Below are 17697 nucleotides of genomic sequence, written 5' to 3'. Positions count from 1 at the left end.
CTTAAAACTGTAGCTGTCCAGCTAAAACTGTTGGTTTTCCCCGATAACAAGTGTGGCGCACCTGCCCTAGAAGTTCCTTGCCCACAAAAGGAGTGTTATCGGAACGAGAAACTTGGGTCTCGCGGTGAACCTGCCAAGCAGTATCGGCAGATATAAAGCAAAGATTTGCCGCGGAGCCGGCCGCGATATCCTCTCCCTGATCTTTAGCTTTCCCAATTTTCGCCGGGGTAACCGACATGACTCGTGCCAGGTCGCGCCAAGTCATTCTGCCGCTCTGCACCATGGTGGTAGCCACCACTGCGAGGGCAGTTTCCAGCCCGATCATCCCAAACGCGCCGCATTCAAAATCACAGTCTTTGAGCCGGCGCGGATGGGGAGCATGATCCGTGCCCACCAGGTCAATGGTGCCGTCCGCTAATCCTGCCTGCACTGCCTCCACGTCTTTTTGCGAGCGTAGCGGCGGATTTACTTTAAATAGCGGATCCCGTCCTCTCACTTCTTCCTGGGTGAGGAACAGATGATGCGGGGTGGCCTCGGCACTTATGCGAGCACCTTGAGATTTACCCCAACGCACCAGCTCCACCGCGGTGGCGCTAGAAAGATGGCAGACGTGAACTCGGACATCCAGATAGAGAGACAGCAATATATCGCGGGCAATGATCATTTCTTCCGCGACCGTCGGCCAGCCTTTTAGCCCCAGTTCTTCCGCCAAATAGGACTCATTCATTTGTGAGTCTTGAGTCAGGCGCGGCTCTTGGGAATGTTGGGCGATAACTCCGTCAAAATCGCGGACAATCTCTAGGGCTTCACGCATCAGCAGCGGGTCAAAAACACATTTTCCATCGTCACTAAACACGTTTACCGCTGCCCGCGACTGATGCATACCCCGTAGATCAGATAGCTCTTTGCCCGCCAGGTTTTTAGTAACAGCCCCCACTGGATAGACGTCTACCCGGCCGGCCTCGCGCCCTAAATCGAGAACTTGTTCCACGACCTGCGGGCAATCTTGGGTAGGAGTAGTGTTTGCCATGGCGAAAACACAGGTATATCCGCCTTTTGCGGCCGCTGCAGTCCCCGTGTCCACGGTTTCCGCGTCACACCCACCTGGTTCACGCAAATGCGTATGCAGATCCACCAGTCCCGGCAGAGCCACCAAACCCCGGGCATCAACTTCCCTAACCCCCGAGCCGGGCTCTATAGCTATCTCCGAGCCGACCTGGCGGATTTCTTCGCCCTCCACCAAGATATCGGCGCGCTCTTCTCCCAAGATATTTGCACCGCGAAAAACTATTGCGCTCATGGCTGCCTCCTAACTTCTGAGTGCAGCCGGGCGGGCGAGGACGCAAGCGCCGGTTTTATGCCTGCGGGCTACTACTCACTTGAATTATTATCAGTGGAGCGCCCAATGGCGTCTAGCACTCCGTTAATAAAGTCTGGAGATTCCGGAGTGGAAATTGCTCGGGCGGTACCTACCGCTTCGTCAACCGCAATTTTCCAGGGAACATCGTCATTGTAAAGAATCTCCCACACGCCGCAGCGTAAAATCGCCAGATCCGGCTTGGGCATGCGATCTAGCGCCCAAGCCCGGGAATACTGGCTGAGGGTCATGTCGATATCGAAAAGATGCTCTGCCACGCCCTCAGCAATTTCGGCTGCATAATCAGGCAAGGTGGTTTGCGCGGTAGTCAAGTGTTGCCGCTGCACCACCAGCTCCCGCAAATCCTCCGGGTCTTGATCTAGACCTTTCAGATTAGCCTCATAAAGGGTATCAACCGCCCGTCGACGTGCTTTAGTACGTCGCGAAAGCCGATTTTTTGCCACTGCCGGTTATTCCTTAACCCGAGAGATGTAATCACCAGAGCGGGTATCAACCTTAATCTTCTCGCCCTCTTCCACAAACAGCGGAACCTGAACCTCATACCCGGTTTCTACCGTCGCCGGCTTGGTTCCCGCCGAAGAACGGTTGCCCTGTAGCCACGGCTCCGTATGGGTAATCTGCATAATCACCGAGGCCGGCAGCTCCAGGAACAGTACTTGATCATCGTGGAAAGCCACTACCGCGCGTTGGTTTTCGATCAGGAAGTTCTTGGCGTCGCCTACGATTTCTGCGGTGATCATAACTTGCTCATAGGTGTCGTCATCCATGAACACGAAATCAGCACCATCTTGGTACAGGTAGGTCATATCCCGGCGATCAACTGTCGCGGTCTCTACTTTTACCCCGGCATTAAAGGTACGATCAACGGTTTTACCACTTAAAACATTCTTGATCTTGGTACGCACGAAAGCCGGGCCTTTCCCCGGTTTTACATGCTGGAACTCCACAACCTGCCACAACTGGTTGTCAAGCTTTAGTACCAGACCGTTTTTCAAATCATTTGTTGTCGCCAACTTAATACCCCCAAGTAAAAATCAATCGTCTCTACTTTACTTTAATCATGCGGCGGTGGAAAATATTGCGCCTAACCGGTACTTTTATCCCCCAACCCCAAGGCCTCTGCCACTTTCTGCACGGCTTCGGCTTTAGGTAAATCTGAAACTTCCACTGTTAGGGGATCGAGTACCTGCCACCGCTGGCGTCGCTGCTGTCCCATTTGCCGCAGCCAGGCTCGAGGCATTCCCAACCCCAGGGAGCGAGGACGGTTCAGTCCGGCACGATCAGCCATAGTCGACAAGTCAATCACCAGTTCTAACACTTCCACACCGGGAAGGCCTTGCAGTTCGCTTAAAGTTTGCGGGTTGTCTAAGGCGCCGGAGCCACAATCAACAAGGGTATTTTCGCGGGGAAGATCTCGCAAGAGGTCGCGTAAAACTTCCCTTTCTGCCTCACGATAGCGTTCCTCTCCTACCGTTAGCAGCGCACTATCCGCCGCGACCTGTAATTTGGCGGCTACCTCACGATCGGTAGCCACCAACTTCCACCCCAATTCTTTTGCTAGCGCCGCCCCAATAGTAGATTTACCGCTTCCGGGCAGCCCAATTAAGAAAACTATCTTGTTCATGCGGCTACTCCTGCCCCTGACAGCGGGGATAATCTGTACCGGTAACCGCAGTGTTTATGGCATTAAAAGCGCGCTCTAATAGCTGGTAATCGGCGATTGGGGTGACCTGAATCTGTCCGTTACTGGTGGTAAGCACCATGCGGATTACTCCCCCGCGAACTTTCTTGTCCGAAGCCATAATTTTCACCAATTGCTCGAAAGAGTATTGTGGGCAAGCAATCGGCAACCCTAGCGCCGCAATCTGGCGGCGTTGACTTTCCATTTGCGAGGCCGGGAGCAGATCCATTTCCCTCGCAACCTGGGCCGCAAAAACCATTCCTATCGCCACGGCCTCCCCATGTAGCACCTGGTAGGAACTGGCTTTTTCTATCGCGTGGGCGAGGGTATGTCCATAGTTGAGACACTCCCGCATCCCCCCTTCGCGTAAATCCTGGCTAACCACCCCGGCCTTGACATTGATCGCGCGGCTAATCACTTCTTCCAGAACGGCAGGAGATCCCAGCAGATTTTCGGGACTCTGTCCGTTCAGTAACTGTAATATTTTTGGGTCCGCAATAAAACCACATTTAATGACCTCCGCCAAGCCGGCGTGCAGCTGTCGCGGCGGTAAAGTAGACAAATAATCGAGGTCACACATAACAGCGCTCGGTGGGTAAAACGATCCCACCAGATTCTTCCCCAGGGAAGTGTTGATGCCGGTCTTACCCCCGACTGCCGCATCTACCATCGCCAATAGCGACGTTGGCAGGTTGATCACTTCGATTCCCCGTAGCCAAGTAGCGGCTACGAAGCCAGCCATATCGGTAGTAGCCCCGCCTCCTAGCGCCACCACCGCGTCCTCGCGAGAAAAATGGTTTTCTCCCAGGCAGCGCCAGGCATCCTCCACAATGCGGATATTTTTGGCTCCTTCCCCGTCGGGATGCTCGAACAGTTTTACTACTTGTCCCGATTGGGTGAGGGCAGTCGCCAAGTTACGGGCGGCGCCTGAAAGTGGCGGCGGAGAGATTAGGAATACTTTCCGCGGGCGTTCTTGCAGCATCTGGCTAACCCTTACTGCTGTACCCTGCCCCACACTGACCTGGTATCCCGCACCGGAAGTCACCGGAATCACCCGAGTTTTCTCCCCATTTTGCTCCGGTAAAGTAGCCAAAGATCCCAAGTTATAACGGCGTACCGGGAGTGCCTTTTTTCTGCCTAAACCCCGCATTACTGCCGAAGAAACTTCGCTAAGACTACCGTCTGCCGGAACAATTAGGGTAGCCGCCGCCAGATAGCTGTCACGACGCGCTGCCGCTAATTGCGCTAGCTTGGCGTTGAGATTGTCAGAGTGCGCTAAAAGGGGGCGGTTAGCAGCTTTCCCCACGCGCGCCTCCGCCTGGGGAAGTGAAACGTCGAGGAAAACAACATCTTTACCGGTTAGCGCTAAGCGGGTTTCCTCCCGGGTGAGCGCGCCGCCGCCGAGGGCGATGACTGCAGTGTCGCCAGCGAGCAGTTCCGCAATAGTTTTAACTTCTAAGTCTCTAAAGCCGTCCTCACCGCGAGTGGCAAAAATCTCGGGGATCGACATTCCTGCCTGTTGGCTAAGCACCTGATCAGCGTCCCGGAAGGAACACCCTAAACGGGCGGCTACTAGCCTTCCTACCGAGGTTTTACCGCTGCCGGGCAAACCAATAAAAATTATTTGTTTTTGGCTAGTCATAGCCTCGCCTCCACGCGTTTTTGGTATGCCTGCAGATTTTCGCGCACCTGCGCCAGGGAATATCCGCCTACATGCTCTAGCAAAGCATCTGCAAGCACTAAAGCCACCTGTGCCTGGGCAATTACCGCACCGGGGACTACCGCGCAGGTATCGGAACGCTGATGAATCGCCCGACTTTCTTCCCCGTTAGCCAGATCGATACTGCGCAAAGCACGCGGCACGGTAGAGATCGGTTTGAAGGCGCAGCTGACCCGAAGTGGCTGCCCATTCGACATGCCGCCTTCGATCCCACCGGCATGGTTAGAGGCGCGAGTTATTTCTCCGTTATCTGCCCGGACAATTTCGTCGTGAGCGGCCGACCCCGGCAGATACGGCTGGGTTCCATCCCCAACTTTTACGGTTTTCACCGCCGGAATCGACATTAGCGCTGCCGCTAGTCGGGTATCTAACCGCCGATCTGCGCTCACGTGGCTGCCCAGACCTATCGGTACCCCATAGGCGGCTACCTCGACACTGCCCCCGATAGTGTCACCATTTTTCTTGGCGGCATCGATCTGAGCGATCATTTGCTCACTGACTTTCTTATCCGGACACCGTACCGGGTTTTCGGCCAGTTTTTCCTGCTCGCATAATGCCGGAATCGGGTGACTATCCGCTAGGGAAGCCTGCCCGATTTGAGTGACATAAGAGATTAGTTCAATCCCCCCGGCTTGTTTTAAGAACTCTTGGGCAAACGCCCCCAAGCCGACTCGCATCGCAGTTTCGCGGGCGCTCGCCCGCTCTAGTACCGGTCGGGCCTCCTCCAGATCGTAAGCCAGCATGCCCGCCAGATCGGCATGTCCGGGGCGAGGACGAGTTAACGGTTTGTTGCGAGCGACTTCCCGCTGGTCACCTTTGCCAGCATCAACCTTTAGCGCCTGCGGATCTACCGGATCAGGGCTCATCACCGTTTCCCATTTTGGCCATTCGCTATTCTCTATCAGCAGCGCTATAGGGGCTCCGGTAGTCTTACCTCTGATTACTCCGCCTACCAAATGGGCGCGATCCTGCTCAAACTTTTGGCGGGCTCCCCGGCCGTAACCGGCGCGCCGACTAGCTAAATATTCTCCGACTTTAGCGGTGGTGATTGCTACTCCCGCGGGCATTCCTTCGAGAATTCCCACCAGGGCGGGTCCGTGTGATTCACCGGCGCTCATCCATCTCAACATGGCTTCATTGTTTCATGGAACCATGTTTGGCGTTTTAGCTATCCACTTCTAGGAAAGCTAAACTCCCTGCCAGCAGCAACAGATTTTTCCTAGCGGGGAACCACCAGCAGAGCGATATAGGTGGCTGCTAACAACCAGGGACCGAAAGCTAAGCGGGTGGAACCGCTGGCTTTTTTCGCTATCACCAGGTAAAGCGCCCATAGGCCGCTACCTGCTACGGAGAGTATCCCCATAGCCAATAGGCAATGCCAAGAAGAGCAGGTAGCCAATGCCATTAAAAGTGGAACTAACCGCAAATCCCCCGCTCCGATACCGTGGCGAACAAAAGTGCCCGGGAGCAGTAAGATGAAGCTCCCGATCGCTACGATTAGCGCATATGCCGGTTTAACCCATTGGCCGGTAATGAAACCAGCCAGGACTACCGCCACTACCACCAAGGTCAAGAAAGTTGCCGTCATCGAGCGCGGTAGCCGGTGGGTGCCGGCATCAATAACGGTAAGCACTGTCCCCAGGGTGAAGAGCGGGAACAGTAGCAGCAAATTGATCGACCCGAAACGCCAGATTACTGCTACCAGCACTGCCAGTGCCGATACTATGCCAATTACCCAGGGCTGGTTCCAGCCCCCTCTGGCTTTCCCAGACAGGCGAAAATATTTTTCCACCTTAGGCAGCCCATATACCAAATTGCCAATTCCTGCGAATATTAGCGCGATAACTAGGACTAACAGTTGCATTTTCATGCCGTTATGCCTCCTTAAGAGCTGTTCGCATAGCTTCTAGGTTGGGAGTGCGGGAGGTAAAGAGTTTCACTTGCATCAAGGCCTGATGTAGCAGCATGACTTTACCGGAGATGATGGTGGCGCCGCTGCGGCTAGCTTGTTTAACCAATTCGCTCGGCCAGGGGTCATAAACAATATCTAATACGGTCTGTTCAGGGTTAAAGGAAATAGTTTGATAGAAATCATCCAAGACTGCGCGGGGAACGGTGGAAATAATCAAGTCTGCTGCTTGTAGGGTTTCTCGGGCTTTTTCTCCAGCCGCTAGGGGCATATATCCAGGATCGATTCCCAGCCGGGTCGCCGCCTGCACCGCGTTACCTGCCCCCGATACTCGGCGGGCCAGCAGATTAATCTGACCGGCCTGAAGTTCCCCTAAAGCTGCTAGCGCCGAGGACGCAGTAGCTCCCGATCCTACTATGACTGCTCTTTCGGGGCTAAACTCGCGGCCTTTTGCTTCTTTAATGGCTGTCACCAGCCCATAAACATCAGTGTTAAATCCCGCGGTAATTCCTCCCGGGAAGGGCACCACGGTATTGACTGCTCCCACGGCTTTTGCTAGCCCATCGACCTGGGACAGCAGGGGAATAATCACCTGTTTTAAGGGCATAGTTACCGACAACCCCACCAGTCCCTCTGGCCAGCTGGCCAAAAAGGAGCCTATCGTTTCCTTGGTAATCTCTATCCGGCGGTAGTCAATATTTAGTCCAAGATCCCGATAAGCTGCCTGGTGGAGAAAAGGAGACAGCGAATGCTGAATCGGTGATCCGATTACCGCTGCCCAGGGGGCTAGCGTTTGCATTTGCCCTGGTTTTGCTGACACCACTGCTTTAGTTCTTCCACATTCTTTTTCTGCTCATCCAAGGTGAGGGAGAACTTAGTTTCCCCACTGTCCAGGTTCACCGTAGTGAAGTAGAGCCATTTTCCTTCCGCCGGTTTCACCGCCGCTTGCAGTGCCTTTTGCCCGACCGTCCCGATGGCAGTTGGGGGCAGTCCCTTATGTTTATAGGTGTTATAAGGAGTATCTTGTTTTAGATCCTCACTATTGGGAATCCCTCCCGAGCGGCCGAGCCCGTAAACCACCGTAGAATCCATTTGCAAGAATCCGTGGGTATCCGGATTATCTTGGAGCCGATTCTCTATAACCCTGGCTACCTGGGCGTAATACTTATCAAGATTTACTTCTTTTTCTAAGATAGAAGCCTTGATGAGGACGCCAGCTCGCTGCTCAGGAGCCACTCCGGCCTCATCTAAGCGCTTAATCTGGGTATCCACCATGGTTTTTACCAGATCTTTCGCGGTCATTTTAGTGGAAACCGTATAGGTATCGGGAGCTAGCCATCCTTCGAAAGACTCTTCACTTTGCCCGGGAATACCGTAATCGGCGGGATCAGCAAAGGCCTCAGCCACCTGATCATTACTGAAACCGGCCGTTTCTTCCAGGCGGGTCTTAATTTGCTTAACGGTAAAACCGGGGGGAATAGTTACCTTAATTTCTGCTTTTGAGGCCGGATCTAACAGCATCGCCAAAGCTTCCCGGGAAGACATCCGTTTGTGCAGTCTAAACCGTCCAGCCTGCACCCCTTGGGCCAAAGAATTTTTCTTGAAAATATCGGCAAAGACGTCCGCGTCTGCGATTACTCCTTCTTTTTCCAGGATCGCGCCGATGGCTTTACCCGAGGCTCCTTCCGGGATCTCGATAATTACTTCCCCGGTACCTTTACCTTCGAAGTCTTCGCCCCCAGAAATTATTCCGCTGATTCCCCCGAGTTCTCTAGCCGCAATAACTGAGGCTCCAGTAATTAAACCGACGACTACCAGGATTACCACTACGGCAATAGTGCGTTTTTTACGGCGAGCTTTACGCCGGGCGCTCCGTCCCGTAACCGCCATGTGCGGATGGGCAGGCTCTGTCGACTCCCCTTCCCAATAGCTGTCAAGGTTAGCGGAATCTTGATTTTGCGATGCGTCCGTACCGTTTGGTTTATCGGCGCGGCGGGATGGAAAATGCCGCTTAGGCGGGATAGTTTCTTCTTCCCGGCTCATCAGGCCCCCTCGCTTTCAGATCCGTTACCCAGTGGCAATCCCGGGGCTCTCCCGGTTCGCCGTTCTATTTCTAGCGCCTGCTCCAGGATTAACACTGCCGCCTGCTGGTCTACGACGCTTTTGTGCTCACGCCCACCGAGTCCGGCAGAGCGCAATTGTTGATGGGCACTTACCGAGGTAAGACGCTCATCTACAAGTCTTATGTTACAAGTAGGTAACAGCTGTTCCAACTCGGCACCCCAAGAGCGCACATCAGCAGCGTTTTTTCCTTCTTTTCCACTGAGTAAACGGGGCAGGCCGATGATGATTTCCTTGGCATTATACTCGGCTACCAATTCCGTGATGCGAAACATTTCTTGCCCGCCCTCACGGTAAACCGTTTCCACCGGTAATGCCAAGATACCTGCCGCATCAGAGCGAGCCACCCCGATTCGTCTAGTACCCAGATCTATCGCGAATCTGACGCCAGTGCGCATCAGCTATTTGCAATCTCTCGTTCGATCGCCTGCAGAGCCTCAGCCAACTTACCTGCGTCTTTACCGCCCCCCTGTGCTAGGTCGGGTCGGCCTCCTCCGCCCCCTCCCATAGTTTGGGCAGCTACTTTAACTAGGTCACCAGCTTTGAGTCCCCCGTCGCGGGCTTGCTGCGTAGTGGCTACGATCACCAGCGGACGCTCTTTAGCGATACCGCCGATGCTAATCACTGCGCAAGTATCTTCGAGCCGCTGCCTGAGAGACTGGGCAAGGGCGCGAAGCGAGTCCGCAGAGACTTCTCCCGCGTTAAAAGTAATCACCCGGGCTCCATGAATTTCTTTCGCGGAGGCAGCGATTACCCCTACTCGAGATAAGAGCGATTCTTCTTGCAATTTTGCCAGCTTCTTTTGGGCCTGTTTCAAGCGCATCAAAGCATCATCAATCCGAGCCGGAATTTCTTCCGGTTTAGTTCCCATAATGGAAGCTATCTGCGAAACCAGGGCGTGTTCTTTAGCTTGGAATTGATTAGCTTCGTCGGCTACCAGAGCTTCGATCCGGCGTACTCCGGAACCAATGGAGTTTTCTCCCATCAACACCACTTGTCCCAGGTATCCAGTACTGGGCATATGGGTTCCGCCGCAGAATTCGCGATCCCAGCCATCACCAATATCGACTACCCGCACCAGAGAGCCATATTTTTCTCCAAACAGGGCGGTAGCACCAGACTTTTTGGCCTCTTCAATCGGCATAACCTCAGTGTTCACTTCCAGGTTATCCCGCAAGCGGTCATTAATCCGATCTGCAATCGACGTCATTTGTTCCCCACTCAAAGCGCGGGTGTGGTGGAAATCGAAACGCAAGCGGTTCTCATTGTTTTCTGAGCCGGCCTGGGTAGCCTGCGCCCCCAGGTTTTCTTGCAGGGCTTTATGCAACATATGGGTAGCGGTATGGGCGCGGGCAATAGCTTTCCTGCGTGCAGTATCGATTGCGGCCACCACCTCGTCGCCCACGGTCAGCTGCCCCTGCTCCAGGGTTCCGCGATGTACTCGCAGACCGGCAACCGGACTCTGTACATCTTCGACCTTAAACTTAGCGCCCTGGAAGGAGCGAATTACTCCGTGATCAGCGAGCTGTCCGCCCATTTCCGCATAAAACGGAGTGGCATCTAAGACGATTTCGACATTGCTTCCCTTAGAAACGGCCGGTACTGCCTGGCCATCAGCTAGCAGTCCAATTACTTTGGCATTGCAGCTGTCTTCGGTATAGCCCACGAACTCGACTTCGTGACCGAGTTCCGCTTCCAGTTCATGATAGATGCGCGCATCCACGTGCCCAGTCTTTTTAGCCCGGGCATCTTTGCGGGCACGGTTCTTTTGCTCCTGCATCAGCTGAGCGAACTTCTCTCGATCAACCTGGATACCGTGTTCCTCGGCCATCTCAATAGTCAGATCAATCGGAAAACCGTAGGTGTCATGCAAGGCGAAGGCATCTTTACCCGATAGCTGGCTTTCGTGACGTTGCTTAAGGCGGGTAACAGCCTGGTCAAAAATCAAGGTTCCCGATTCGAGAGTGCGTCTAAAGGCGTCCTCTTCTTCATAGGCCACCGTAGAAATGGTTTGCCAATCCTTGTCCAGCTCCGGATAGGAAGCGGCCATCACCTGTTTGGAAACTGGGAGCAGATCCGGGAACACCGGCTTGGTTACTCCCAGCAGTCGCATGGCGCGTACTACCCGGCGAATCAGACGGCGCAAGACGTATCCGCGCCCATCATTGCCGGGACGCACCCCGTCCCCAATCAGCATTAGGGCGCTGCGTACATGGTCAGCAACTACCCGCATCCGAATATCATTGGGGTCTTTCGAAGTTTTACCCTGGGTGTAGTGCTTGCCCGAAAGTTCCTGGGCTTTTTCAATTACCGGGAACACCTGGTCAATTTCGTACATATTGTCCTTGCCCTGTAGCAAGAACGCCAGCCGCTCCAGTCCTAGTCCGGTATCAATACACTTTTTATCCAGCTCTCCGAGCAGCGGATAGTCTTTGCCCAGGCCTTCTCCCCGTAGGTATTGGTCGAATACCAGGTTCCACAGTTCCAGGTAGCGGTCTCCGCCGGTATCTACTTCCGGTCCTCCCTCCGGGCCGTAAGCGCTACCGCGATCAAAGTGGATTTCAGCGCAAGGCCCAGCCGGTCCGGGCTGCCCGGTATCCCAAAAGATTTCTTCTCGCGGCAGTTTTTGCAGATGCATCGGATCGAGGCCGATCTGGTTTAGCCACACGTCCTCGGCCTCGGCATCTTGCTCCCAAATGGTTACCCAGAGTTTGTCTCCATCCAGGCCGTATTTACCCTCTTTAACGGAGCCGGTGAGCAGATCCCAGGCCATCTTGGAGGCACCCTGCTTAAAATAGTCGCCGAAACTAAAGTTTCCACACATCTGGAAGAAAGTGCCATGCCGAGTGGTTTTACCAACTTCGTCAATATCGTTGGTGCGGATGCATTTTTGCACGCTGGCTACTCGCGGCCAGGGTGCCGGCTCAGTACCGACAATATAGGGGATGAACGGCACCATTCCCGCAATGGTAAACAGAATCGACTTATCCGGAGAAACCAAGGGAACGGAAGGTGCTAGGTGGTGTCCCTGCTTCGCGAAATAGTCGAGCCAACGGGTACGAATCTCAGAAGTTTGCATTATGCCTCTAAATCTTAGTTAGGAGGAGCGACCTCCTAGGTGAATACGCTTAACTAACTTAAAGGAGTGGTTTCGGGCATTAGCGCCGCCCGCAACTGCCTTTCTCGAATTTCGAAATCTTTTCGAAAAGCGGTACCGGCAGCCTGGATCTGCTCACGTACTGGAGGAATCGAGTAGGCAACAACCCCCACAACCGCTATCGCGATCCCTAGTTTGACCAGTTTTTTCATCAGTCTTGCCCTTTCCGGTTAAACATTTTACGAGCCGCATAAGAGAAGGCTGAGAGTTTAATTAAAGGACCGGCGAAGGTGGAAGACACCAAGGTAGAAACCGCAGAGATATCTTGCGCGACTTGCGCAGCGGAAGTGGTAACCGCATCGACTCGCACCAGCTGGGCATTGGCATCTCGAACCGTTTGGGAAACTTCCTTAACAGTATCTCCGGTGTCGGCGGCTACCTGTTCAATTGATCCTTGCAACTGATCAAAGACTTTACCCAATTTCCATAGCGGTATCGCGAGGAACATTACTAATAGCAAAAAAGCTATAGCGGCGATTAATGAAGCAATCTCACCCACGCTCATTGTTATTCCTTCCTAAAGAATGCTTGTATGTAGCTAATTTACCCTACCGAGCGCAAAGTCCAGAACCAAGCCGAATATGCTTGATGCCCCCCGAAAAATCGGGAGGCATCAAGTAACAAGAATATTTGATTAGCGTGAGTAGTGCTCAACCACCATCTGCAGATCGCACACTACCGGGATTTCATCGCGCTCAGGCAAACGCAGATAAGTTGCCTGCAGCTGTTCCAGATTCACATCCAGATAGGGGGGCACATCCGGGAGTACATCGCGGTGAGAGCCCGCAGCTGCCACAATAAAGGGATCTTTGGTCTGGGACTTAGGGCAAATCTGAATAACTTGACCCGGCTTTACCCGATAAGAGGGACGATCAACCGGTTTGCCATCAACCAGGACGTGACGGTGAACTACCGTCTGGCGAGCCTGCGGCATAGAGCGAGCAAAGCCAGAGCGCAATACCAGGGCATCTAGACGCGACTCCAGCAGCATAATCAGGTTGTCACCGGTCATACCTTTAATCCGCCGCGCCTCTTCGAATAGGCGATGCATCTGAGCCTCGCGGATATTGTATTGGGCACGCAGACGCTGCTTTTCCTTCAAACGGATAGCGTAGTCAGATTCGCTACGACGCCGAGCCCGCCCATGTTCGCCGGGCCCATAGGGGCGGCGGTCAAAGTAACGCTGCGCCTTGGGGGTTAACGCGATTCCCAAAGCACGAGATAGACGAACCTGTTTGCGCGAACGCTTATTTCCCATTTAGTTTTCTCCTGTATGTGTTCTTCAATTTGCATTTCACCGGTCATGCCGGTGGGGTCACCACGCGGGCTAAGACCCCAGGGTTGCCGGTAGGCAACTGTTTTAGACTAGCTTATTTTGGTTCACCATCGCCATTGGCCAAAATGCCCCGGATGGTGTGTAAGCGTTTAGAAACCAAATCTTCGTAGCCGTTATCGGTCGGGTAATAATAGCGAGTACCAACTAAAGATGCAGGTAGATAAGTTTGTTTCACAATATGGTGCGGATAATCATGCGCGTATTTATATCCGGATACTCCCAGCTTCTTAGCTCCAGGGTAATGAGAATCACGCAGATGGGTAGGTACCGGGTCACTTTTTCCGGCGCGGACATCTTTGATTGCGGCTTCGATTGCCATATAGGACGCATTAGATTTCGGGGCGGTAGCTACTGTCACCGCAGCCTCGGCCAAAATAATCCGCCCCTCGGGCATTCCAATCATCTGGACTGCCTGCGCGGCAGACACCGCAATTTGTAACGCATGCGGGTCAGCCATCCCCACATCTTCGCTGGCACAAATCATGATCCGGCGCGCAATGAATCGGGGGTCCTCTCCCCCTTCAATCATGCGCGCCAAATAATGCAAGGTGGCATCCACATCGGAGCCGCGCATAGACTTAATAAAAGCACTAATCACGTCATAGTGATCATCGCGATCATATTTCACTATTGCGGTATCGGCAGCGCGGGCAATATCTTCAGTGGTCAGGGCGCTGCGTCCCGCAGAGAGCGCCCCCTCGGCGGCGGCCTCTAATAAAGTAAGCGCTTTGCGTCCATCGGCTCCCCCTAAATCCGCAAGGCGAGTTAGGGCGTCCTCGTTGGCTGTTACCTTCCCTTTCAGCCCGCGTTCATCGGTGAGGGCGCGCCGCAGCACTTCTTTCACGTCCTGCTTAGTTAGCGGGTTCAAAGTAAGGAGCAAAGAGCGCGATAGCAACGGAGATACTACTGAGAAGGAAGGGTTCTCGGTAGTGGCCGCCACCAAAATTACCCAAGAGTTTTCGACTGCTGGCAGGAGGGCGTCTTGCTGGGACTTAGAGAAGCGATGCACCTCGTCCACAAAAAGTACGGTTTGTTTCCCGGTAGCGCGTAGCTGCCCGCGCGCCTCCTTGATAACTGCTCGTACTTCTTTGACTCCAGCAGAAACCGCGCTGACCTCAACGAAGCTTCGCTGCGAGACGGTGGCTACCAGATAGGCCAGGGTGGTTTTCCCAGTTCCCGGCGGACCCCAAAAAATAATAGAGTTAACCGCGCCCGCGCTGCCCTGAGGTTCTAAAAGTCGCCTTAGGGGAGATCCCGGCTCCAGCAAATGTGCTTGCCCGACTACCTCGTCAATATTGAGTGGACGCATCCGCACCGCCAAAGGTGCGGTGTCGGAGAACGCGGGTATCCCCTGTTCGTTGAGCGCGGCCTGCTGGAAAAGATCCACTAGAGCATTACGTCCGAAAGATCACCGGCACCCTGGCGAACCACCTCGGGAACTTCTCCGGTTAGATCAATAACCGTGGTAGGACGAGCTTCTTCTACCGGCCCTTCAATTACCGCATCTAGCAGGTAACCAATTTCGTCGCGGATTTCCCAACCGTTAGCTTCTGGTACCTCTTTATCCGGCAAAATTAAAGTGGAGGACATCAGGGGCTCCCCCAATTCTTCTACCAGCGCCAAGGTGGTTAGGTGATTGGGAATCCGTGCCCCTACGGTCTTTTTCTTGGGGTTGACCATGATCCGCGGTACCGCTTTGTCACCCTTCATAATGAAGGTAAAAGGCCCGGGAGTAAGCCGATTTATTAGCTTAAACGCCGAATTGTCTACAATTACCAGCTTCCCCAGCTGCTTAAAGTCATGACAGATGAGGGTAAAGTTATGGGTTTTAGGTAGCTTGCGGATATTTTGGATCCGCTCTAGCCCCGCTTTGTTCCCGAGTTTACAGCCCAGGGCATATCCCGAATCAGTAGGGTAAGCGATCACTCCCCCATCTCGAATAATGTCAGCAGCTTTAGTGATTAACCGCGCTTGCGGATTAACTGGGTGAATATCTATATAGGCAACCATGTCTCCCAGTCTAGCAACCCTAGAAAAATCGGTTACTGCTATTTATCATTGCGGATTCATACAATCGCGCTTTGCTTTCGACCAGAGGGCGGTTTTGGGTATTATTGACCCGGATCAGTCGGCCGGGCGGCCGCGGCTAGCGATAGTCGAGGAAAGTCCGGGCTCCACAGGACAGGATGATGGCTAACAGCCACCCGGGGCGACCCGCGGGCTAGTGCCGCAGAAAACAAACCGCCACGCGCTAGCGTTGGTAAGGGTGAAAAGGCGGTGTAAGAGACCACCAGTGGTCAAGGTGACTTGACCAGCTAGGTAAACCCCATCCGGAGCAAGACCAAGCAGCAAGTTCGGTGGTCCGCCTTTAACTTGCGGGTAGGTTGCTAAAGGCGTGCGGTAATGTACGTCGTAGATAGATGGTCGCCGCTGGCATAGCCAGTACAGAACCCGGCTTATAGGCCGGCTGATCTCCCGAAACTTTCGATCGATACCCCGGGGACAGGGCGTAAAAGAGCATCGGAATTATTTCTTGTCTGTCTTGGCGTAGAGATCCTCGATTTGCTCCCCATAGGCATCCCGAATCCGATTACGTTTAATCTTTAGTGACGGGGTCAGCATCCCATTTTCAGTAGTCCACTCGGTGGTAAGTACTTTGATTTTACGGATAGATTCTGCCCGAGATACTGCCCGGTTGGTGCGCTGGACTGCCCGCTGTAAGGCCTCCAATACCCGCGGATCACGGGCGGCGCGGGTAACATCCATTTGCGCGATGCCGTGATTTTTCAGCCAGGTGGGCAACATTTCTTTATCGAGAGTGACTAAGGCCGCTACGAACGGTTTATTGTCCCCCACCACCATCACCTGCGAGATGAGGGGATGCCCCTTCAGGCGTTCTTCTAAAACCTCGGGGGCCACGTTTTTCCCCCCGGCAGTCACAATGATTTCCTTAGCGCGTCCGGTAATTTTAACGTTTCCATCCGGATCGATCTGCGCGATATCCCCGGTTTTTAGCCACCCATCCTCGGTAAAGGCTTCCCGGGTAAGTTGCTCTTCCCCGTGATAGCCGCGCATAATCGAGCCTCCGCGTGCCTGCAGCTCGCCGCCCTCACCCAGACGCACTTCATTACACAGCAACGGTTGCCCCACATATCCGGTTTTATTTCCGATCCGGTCAGACATAGTCAGAGGTCCACTAGTTTCGGTAGCGCCATATCCTTGCAAGACTTCGATTCCGCACCCGATAAAGAACCGGCCGAGCCGCTCGGCCATAGGGGCTCCCCCAGATACGATACCCTGCAGGTTACCGCCCATCAGTTTGCGAATCTTATTTAGGACTAGCCGTCGAGCCATGCGAATCTTGACTTTTTGTCCGAAAGAAATTTCTTCGCCCGATTCTTTCAGGCGCGCCCACTGCTCGGCGGTGCGGGCTGCCATCCGGAAAATCCGCAGTTTAATCCCAGAACCAGCAGTAGCATCAGCAGCGTTATAAATTTTTTCCAGCACCCGCGGTACCACTAGCAGCGCGTTCGGTTTAAAGGTCTGCATATCTTGCACAATGGTTTTCGGGTTGGGCAAAAATGCGGCGGTACCGTGTCCTACCAGCTGCTGGTATCCCAAGAAACGCGCGAGTACGTGGGCTACTGGCAGAAAATAAATAACCCGCGCCCCCGGGTTGTAAATCCAGTCGTTCCAACTGCGCCGTTCGATTACCGCGTTTAAGGGACGCAAAAAGTTTGCGTGGGTAATTTCCACCCCTTTGGGACGCCCGGTAGTCCCGGAAGTAAAAACAATAGTGCACAGGTCATCAAGTTTTATTTGTACTAAGCGTTCATCAAGTTCCGCGGGGGAAATAGCGCGTCCGTGTTCTAGCAGTCGGGTAAAACCAGAGTCATCTAGAGAAAAAACCACCGAGATTTGCCCGGCGAGTTCCGGTTCTTTATCTAGCTGACGGATCATATTGGCTTGTACCGTAGAATCGGTAATAACCGCCTTTACCTGGGCTTTTTGCGTAATCCACTTCACCTGTTCGTAGGAATCAGTTTCGTAGATAGGTACCGTTACCAGCCCCGCTGCTTGCGCCCCCAGATCCATAACCATCCACTCGTAAGAGGTGGATCCTAAAATAGAAACCGCATCTCCCGGTTCGAGTCCCAGTCCGATCCACCCTAAACCGGCTGCCCGGATCGCGTCTCCCAGAGAAGCTGCCGAGATTTTCTCCCAAGCTGCACCCAATACTGAAGGACGTTCGACCGCTATTTGCCGCGGACGCCTGCGCGCACGATCAAGGACTGCTGCAGACACCGAAGTGAATTGCAATAGATCGATAAGGGGAGCTCCCATTGGCGAATCTCCAATTCAAAATAGGTTTCTCTTTCCCGTAGATTAGCACAG

17 protein-coding genes and 1 other RNA gene are annotated in these 17697 nt (G+C 53.7%); 1 reads left to right on the top strand and 17 read right to left on the bottom strand.

Features of this window, described 5'->3' with window-relative positions:
- Position 1: 1 nt before the first annotated feature.
- From F605_RS0107240 to F605_RS0107165, 16 genes are all read right to left on the bottom strand, one after another.
- Positions 2-1300, bottom strand: a complete 1299-nt coding sequence (locus F605_RS0107240) for a dihydroorotase (protein WP_022865222.1) — start codon at positions 1298-1300, stop codon at positions 2-4.
- A 71-nt stretch (positions 1301-1371) separates the two neighbouring features.
- Positions 1372-1821, bottom strand: a complete 450-nt coding sequence (nusB, locus tag F605_RS0107235; protein WP_022865221.1) for a transcription antitermination factor NusB — start codon at positions 1819-1821, stop codon at positions 1372-1374.
- Positions 1822-1827: 6 nt separating this feature from the next.
- Positions 1828-2391, bottom strand: coding sequence for an elongation factor P (gene efp, locus F605_RS0107230; RefSeq protein WP_022865220.1), 564 nt, complete (start codon positions 2389-2391; stop codon positions 1828-1830).
- Between the two features lie 71 nt (positions 2392-2462).
- On the bottom strand, positions 2463-3002 hold the full coding sequence (locus F605_RS11100) for a shikimate kinase (RefSeq protein WP_022865219.1): 540 nt from the start codon (positions 3000-3002) through the stop codon (positions 2463-2465).
- Positions 3003-3006: 4 nt separating this feature from the next.
- Complete coding sequence (aroB, locus tag F605_RS10450) at positions 3007-4701, bottom strand: 3-dehydroquinate synthase (RefSeq protein ID WP_022865218.1); 1695 nt, start codon at positions 4699-4701, stop codon at positions 3007-3009.
- On the bottom strand, positions 4698-5909 hold the full coding sequence (gene aroC / locus F605_RS0107215) for a chorismate synthase (protein ID WP_022865217.1): 1212 nt from the start codon (positions 5907-5909) through the stop codon (positions 4698-4700). Before aroC ends, aroB begins: the two co-directional genes overlap by 4 nt.
- A gap of 89 nt (positions 5910-5998) precedes the next feature.
- Positions 5999-6649 (bottom strand): prepilin peptidase, encoded by a 651-nt coding sequence (locus F605_RS0107210; RefSeq protein WP_022865216.1) that lies wholly within the window; start codon positions 6647-6649, stop codon positions 5999-6001.
- Between the two features lie 4 nt (positions 6650-6653).
- Positions 6654-7487: a shikimate dehydrogenase gene (locus tag F605_RS0107205; protein ID WP_022865215.1), complete on the bottom strand. Its 834-nt coding sequence runs from the start codon at positions 7485-7487 to the stop codon at positions 6654-6656.
- Positions 7475-8731 carry an endolytic transglycosylase MltG gene (gene mltG / locus F605_RS10445; protein ID WP_022865214.1) on the bottom strand — a complete coding sequence of 419 codons (1257 nt, stop codon included), beginning with the start codon at positions 8729-8731 and terminating at the stop codon, positions 7475-7477. Before mltG ends, F605_RS0107205 begins: the two co-directional genes overlap by 13 nt.
- Positions 8731-9207, bottom strand: coding sequence for a Holliday junction resolvase RuvX (gene ruvX, locus F605_RS0107195; RefSeq protein ID WP_022865213.1), 477 nt, complete (start codon positions 9205-9207; stop codon positions 8731-8733). The genes mltG and ruvX overlap by 1 nt, the downstream gene beginning before the upstream one ends.
- Positions 9207-11888: an alanine--tRNA ligase gene (gene alaS, locus F605_RS0107190; RefSeq protein ID WP_022865212.1), complete on the bottom strand. Its 2682-nt coding sequence runs from the start codon at positions 11886-11888 to the stop codon at positions 9207-9209. The genes ruvX and alaS overlap by 1 nt, the downstream gene beginning before the upstream one ends.
- 53 nt (positions 11889-11941) lie before the next feature.
- The gene (locus F605_RS11425; RefSeq protein WP_022865211.1) at positions 11942-12118 is read right to left on the bottom strand and encodes a hypothetical protein; all 177 of its coding nucleotides are present in this window, start codon (positions 12116-12118) and stop codon (positions 11942-11944) included.
- Positions 12118-12471: a DUF948 domain-containing protein gene (locus F605_RS0107180; RefSeq protein WP_022865210.1), complete on the bottom strand. Its 354-nt coding sequence runs from the start codon at positions 12469-12471 to the stop codon at positions 12118-12120. Before F605_RS0107180 ends, F605_RS11425 begins: the two co-directional genes overlap by 1 nt.
- 129 nt (positions 12472-12600) lie before the next feature.
- Positions 12601-13224 carry a 30S ribosomal protein S4 gene (rpsD, locus tag F605_RS0107175; protein WP_022865209.1) on the bottom strand — a complete coding sequence of 208 codons (624 nt, stop codon included), beginning with the start codon at positions 13222-13224 and terminating at the stop codon, positions 12601-12603.
- A 112-nt stretch (positions 13225-13336) separates the two neighbouring features.
- Positions 13337-14689, bottom strand: coding sequence for a replication-associated recombination protein A (locus F605_RS0107170; RefSeq protein WP_022865208.1), 1353 nt, complete (start codon positions 14687-14689; stop codon positions 13337-13339).
- The gene (locus F605_RS0107165; RefSeq protein WP_022865207.1) at positions 14689-15312 is read right to left on the bottom strand and encodes an L-threonylcarbamoyladenylate synthase; all 624 of its coding nucleotides are present in this window, start codon (positions 15310-15312) and stop codon (positions 14689-14691) included. Before F605_RS0107165 ends, F605_RS0107170 begins: the two co-directional genes overlap by 1 nt.
- A gap of 114 nt (positions 15313-15426) precedes the next feature.
- Between F605_RS0107165 and rnpB the strand changes: the two genes are divergently transcribed.
- Positions 15427-15777, top strand: an RNA gene (gene rnpB / locus F605_RS11120) — RNase P RNA component class A.
- A 51-nt stretch (positions 15778-15828) separates the two neighbouring features.
- Here rnpB and F605_RS0107155 read toward each other — a convergent pair.
- The gene (locus F605_RS0107155; RefSeq protein ID WP_022865206.1) at positions 15829-17646 is read right to left on the bottom strand and encodes an AMP-dependent synthetase/ligase; all 1818 of its coding nucleotides are present in this window, start codon (positions 17644-17646) and stop codon (positions 15829-15831) included.
- Positions 17647-17697 lie beyond the last annotated feature (51 nt).

Source organism: Varibaculum cambriense DSM 15806, from assembly GCF_000420065.1.
In the GTDB taxonomy this organism is placed as follows: domain Bacteria; phylum Actinomycetota; class Actinomycetes; order Actinomycetales; family Actinomycetaceae; genus Varibaculum; species Varibaculum cambriense.
Note: the sequence above shows the minus strand (reverse complement) of the source record. Positions and strands in the feature narration are given on the sequence as shown.

Bases quoted from the DNA above. Each gene is read 5' to 3' on its own strand.
- F605_RS0107240 (WP_022865222.1), bottom strand. From the start codon at position 1,300: ATGAGCGCAATAGTTTTTCGCGGTGCAAATATCTTGGGAGAAGAGCGC.
- F605_RS11100 (WP_022865219.1), bottom strand. From the start codon at position 3,002: ATGAACAAGATAGTTTTCTTAATTGGGCTGCCCGGAAGCGGTAAATCT.
- aroB (WP_022865218.1), bottom strand. From the start codon at position 4,701: ATGACTAGCCAAAAACAAATAATTTTTATTGGTTTGCCCGGCAGCGGT.
- aroC (WP_022865217.1), bottom strand. From the start codon at position 5,909: ATGTTGAGATGGATGAGCGCCGGTGAATCACACGGACCCGCCCTGGTG.
- F605_RS0107210 (WP_022865216.1), bottom strand. From the start codon at position 6,649: ATGAAAATGCAACTGTTAGTCCTAGTTATCGCGCTAATATTCGCAGGA.
- F605_RS0107205 (WP_022865215.1), bottom strand. From the start codon at position 7,487: ATGCAAACGCTAGCCCCCTGGGCAGCGGTAATCGGATCACCGATTCAG.
- mltG (WP_022865214.1), bottom strand. From the start codon at position 8,731: ATGAGCCGGGAAGAAGAAACTATCCCGCCTAAGCGGCATTTTCCATCC.
- ruvX (WP_022865213.1), bottom strand. From the start codon at position 9,207: ATGCGCACTGGCGTCAGATTCGCGATAGATCTGGGTACTAGACGAATC.
- alaS (WP_022865212.1), bottom strand. From the start codon at position 11,888: ATGCAAACTTCTGAGATTCGTACCCGTTGGCTCGACTATTTCGCGAAG.
- F605_RS11425 (WP_022865211.1), bottom strand. From the start codon at position 12,118: ATGAAAAAACTGGTCAAACTAGGGATCGCGATAGCGGTTGTGGGGGTT.
- F605_RS0107180 (WP_022865210.1), bottom strand. From the start codon at position 12,471: ATGAGCGTGGGTGAGATTGCTTCATTAATCGCCGCTATAGCTTTTTTG.
- rpsD (WP_022865209.1), bottom strand. From the start codon at position 13,224: ATGGGAAATAAGCGTTCGCGCAAACAGGTTCGTCTATCTCGTGCTTTG.
- F605_RS0107165 (WP_022865207.1), bottom strand. From the start codon at position 15,312: ATGGTTGCCTATATAGATATTCACCCAGTTAATCCGCAAGCGCGGTTA.
- F605_RS0107155 (WP_022865206.1), bottom strand. From the start codon at position 17,646: ATGGGAGCTCCCCTTATCGATCTATTGCAATTCACTTCGGTGTCTGCA.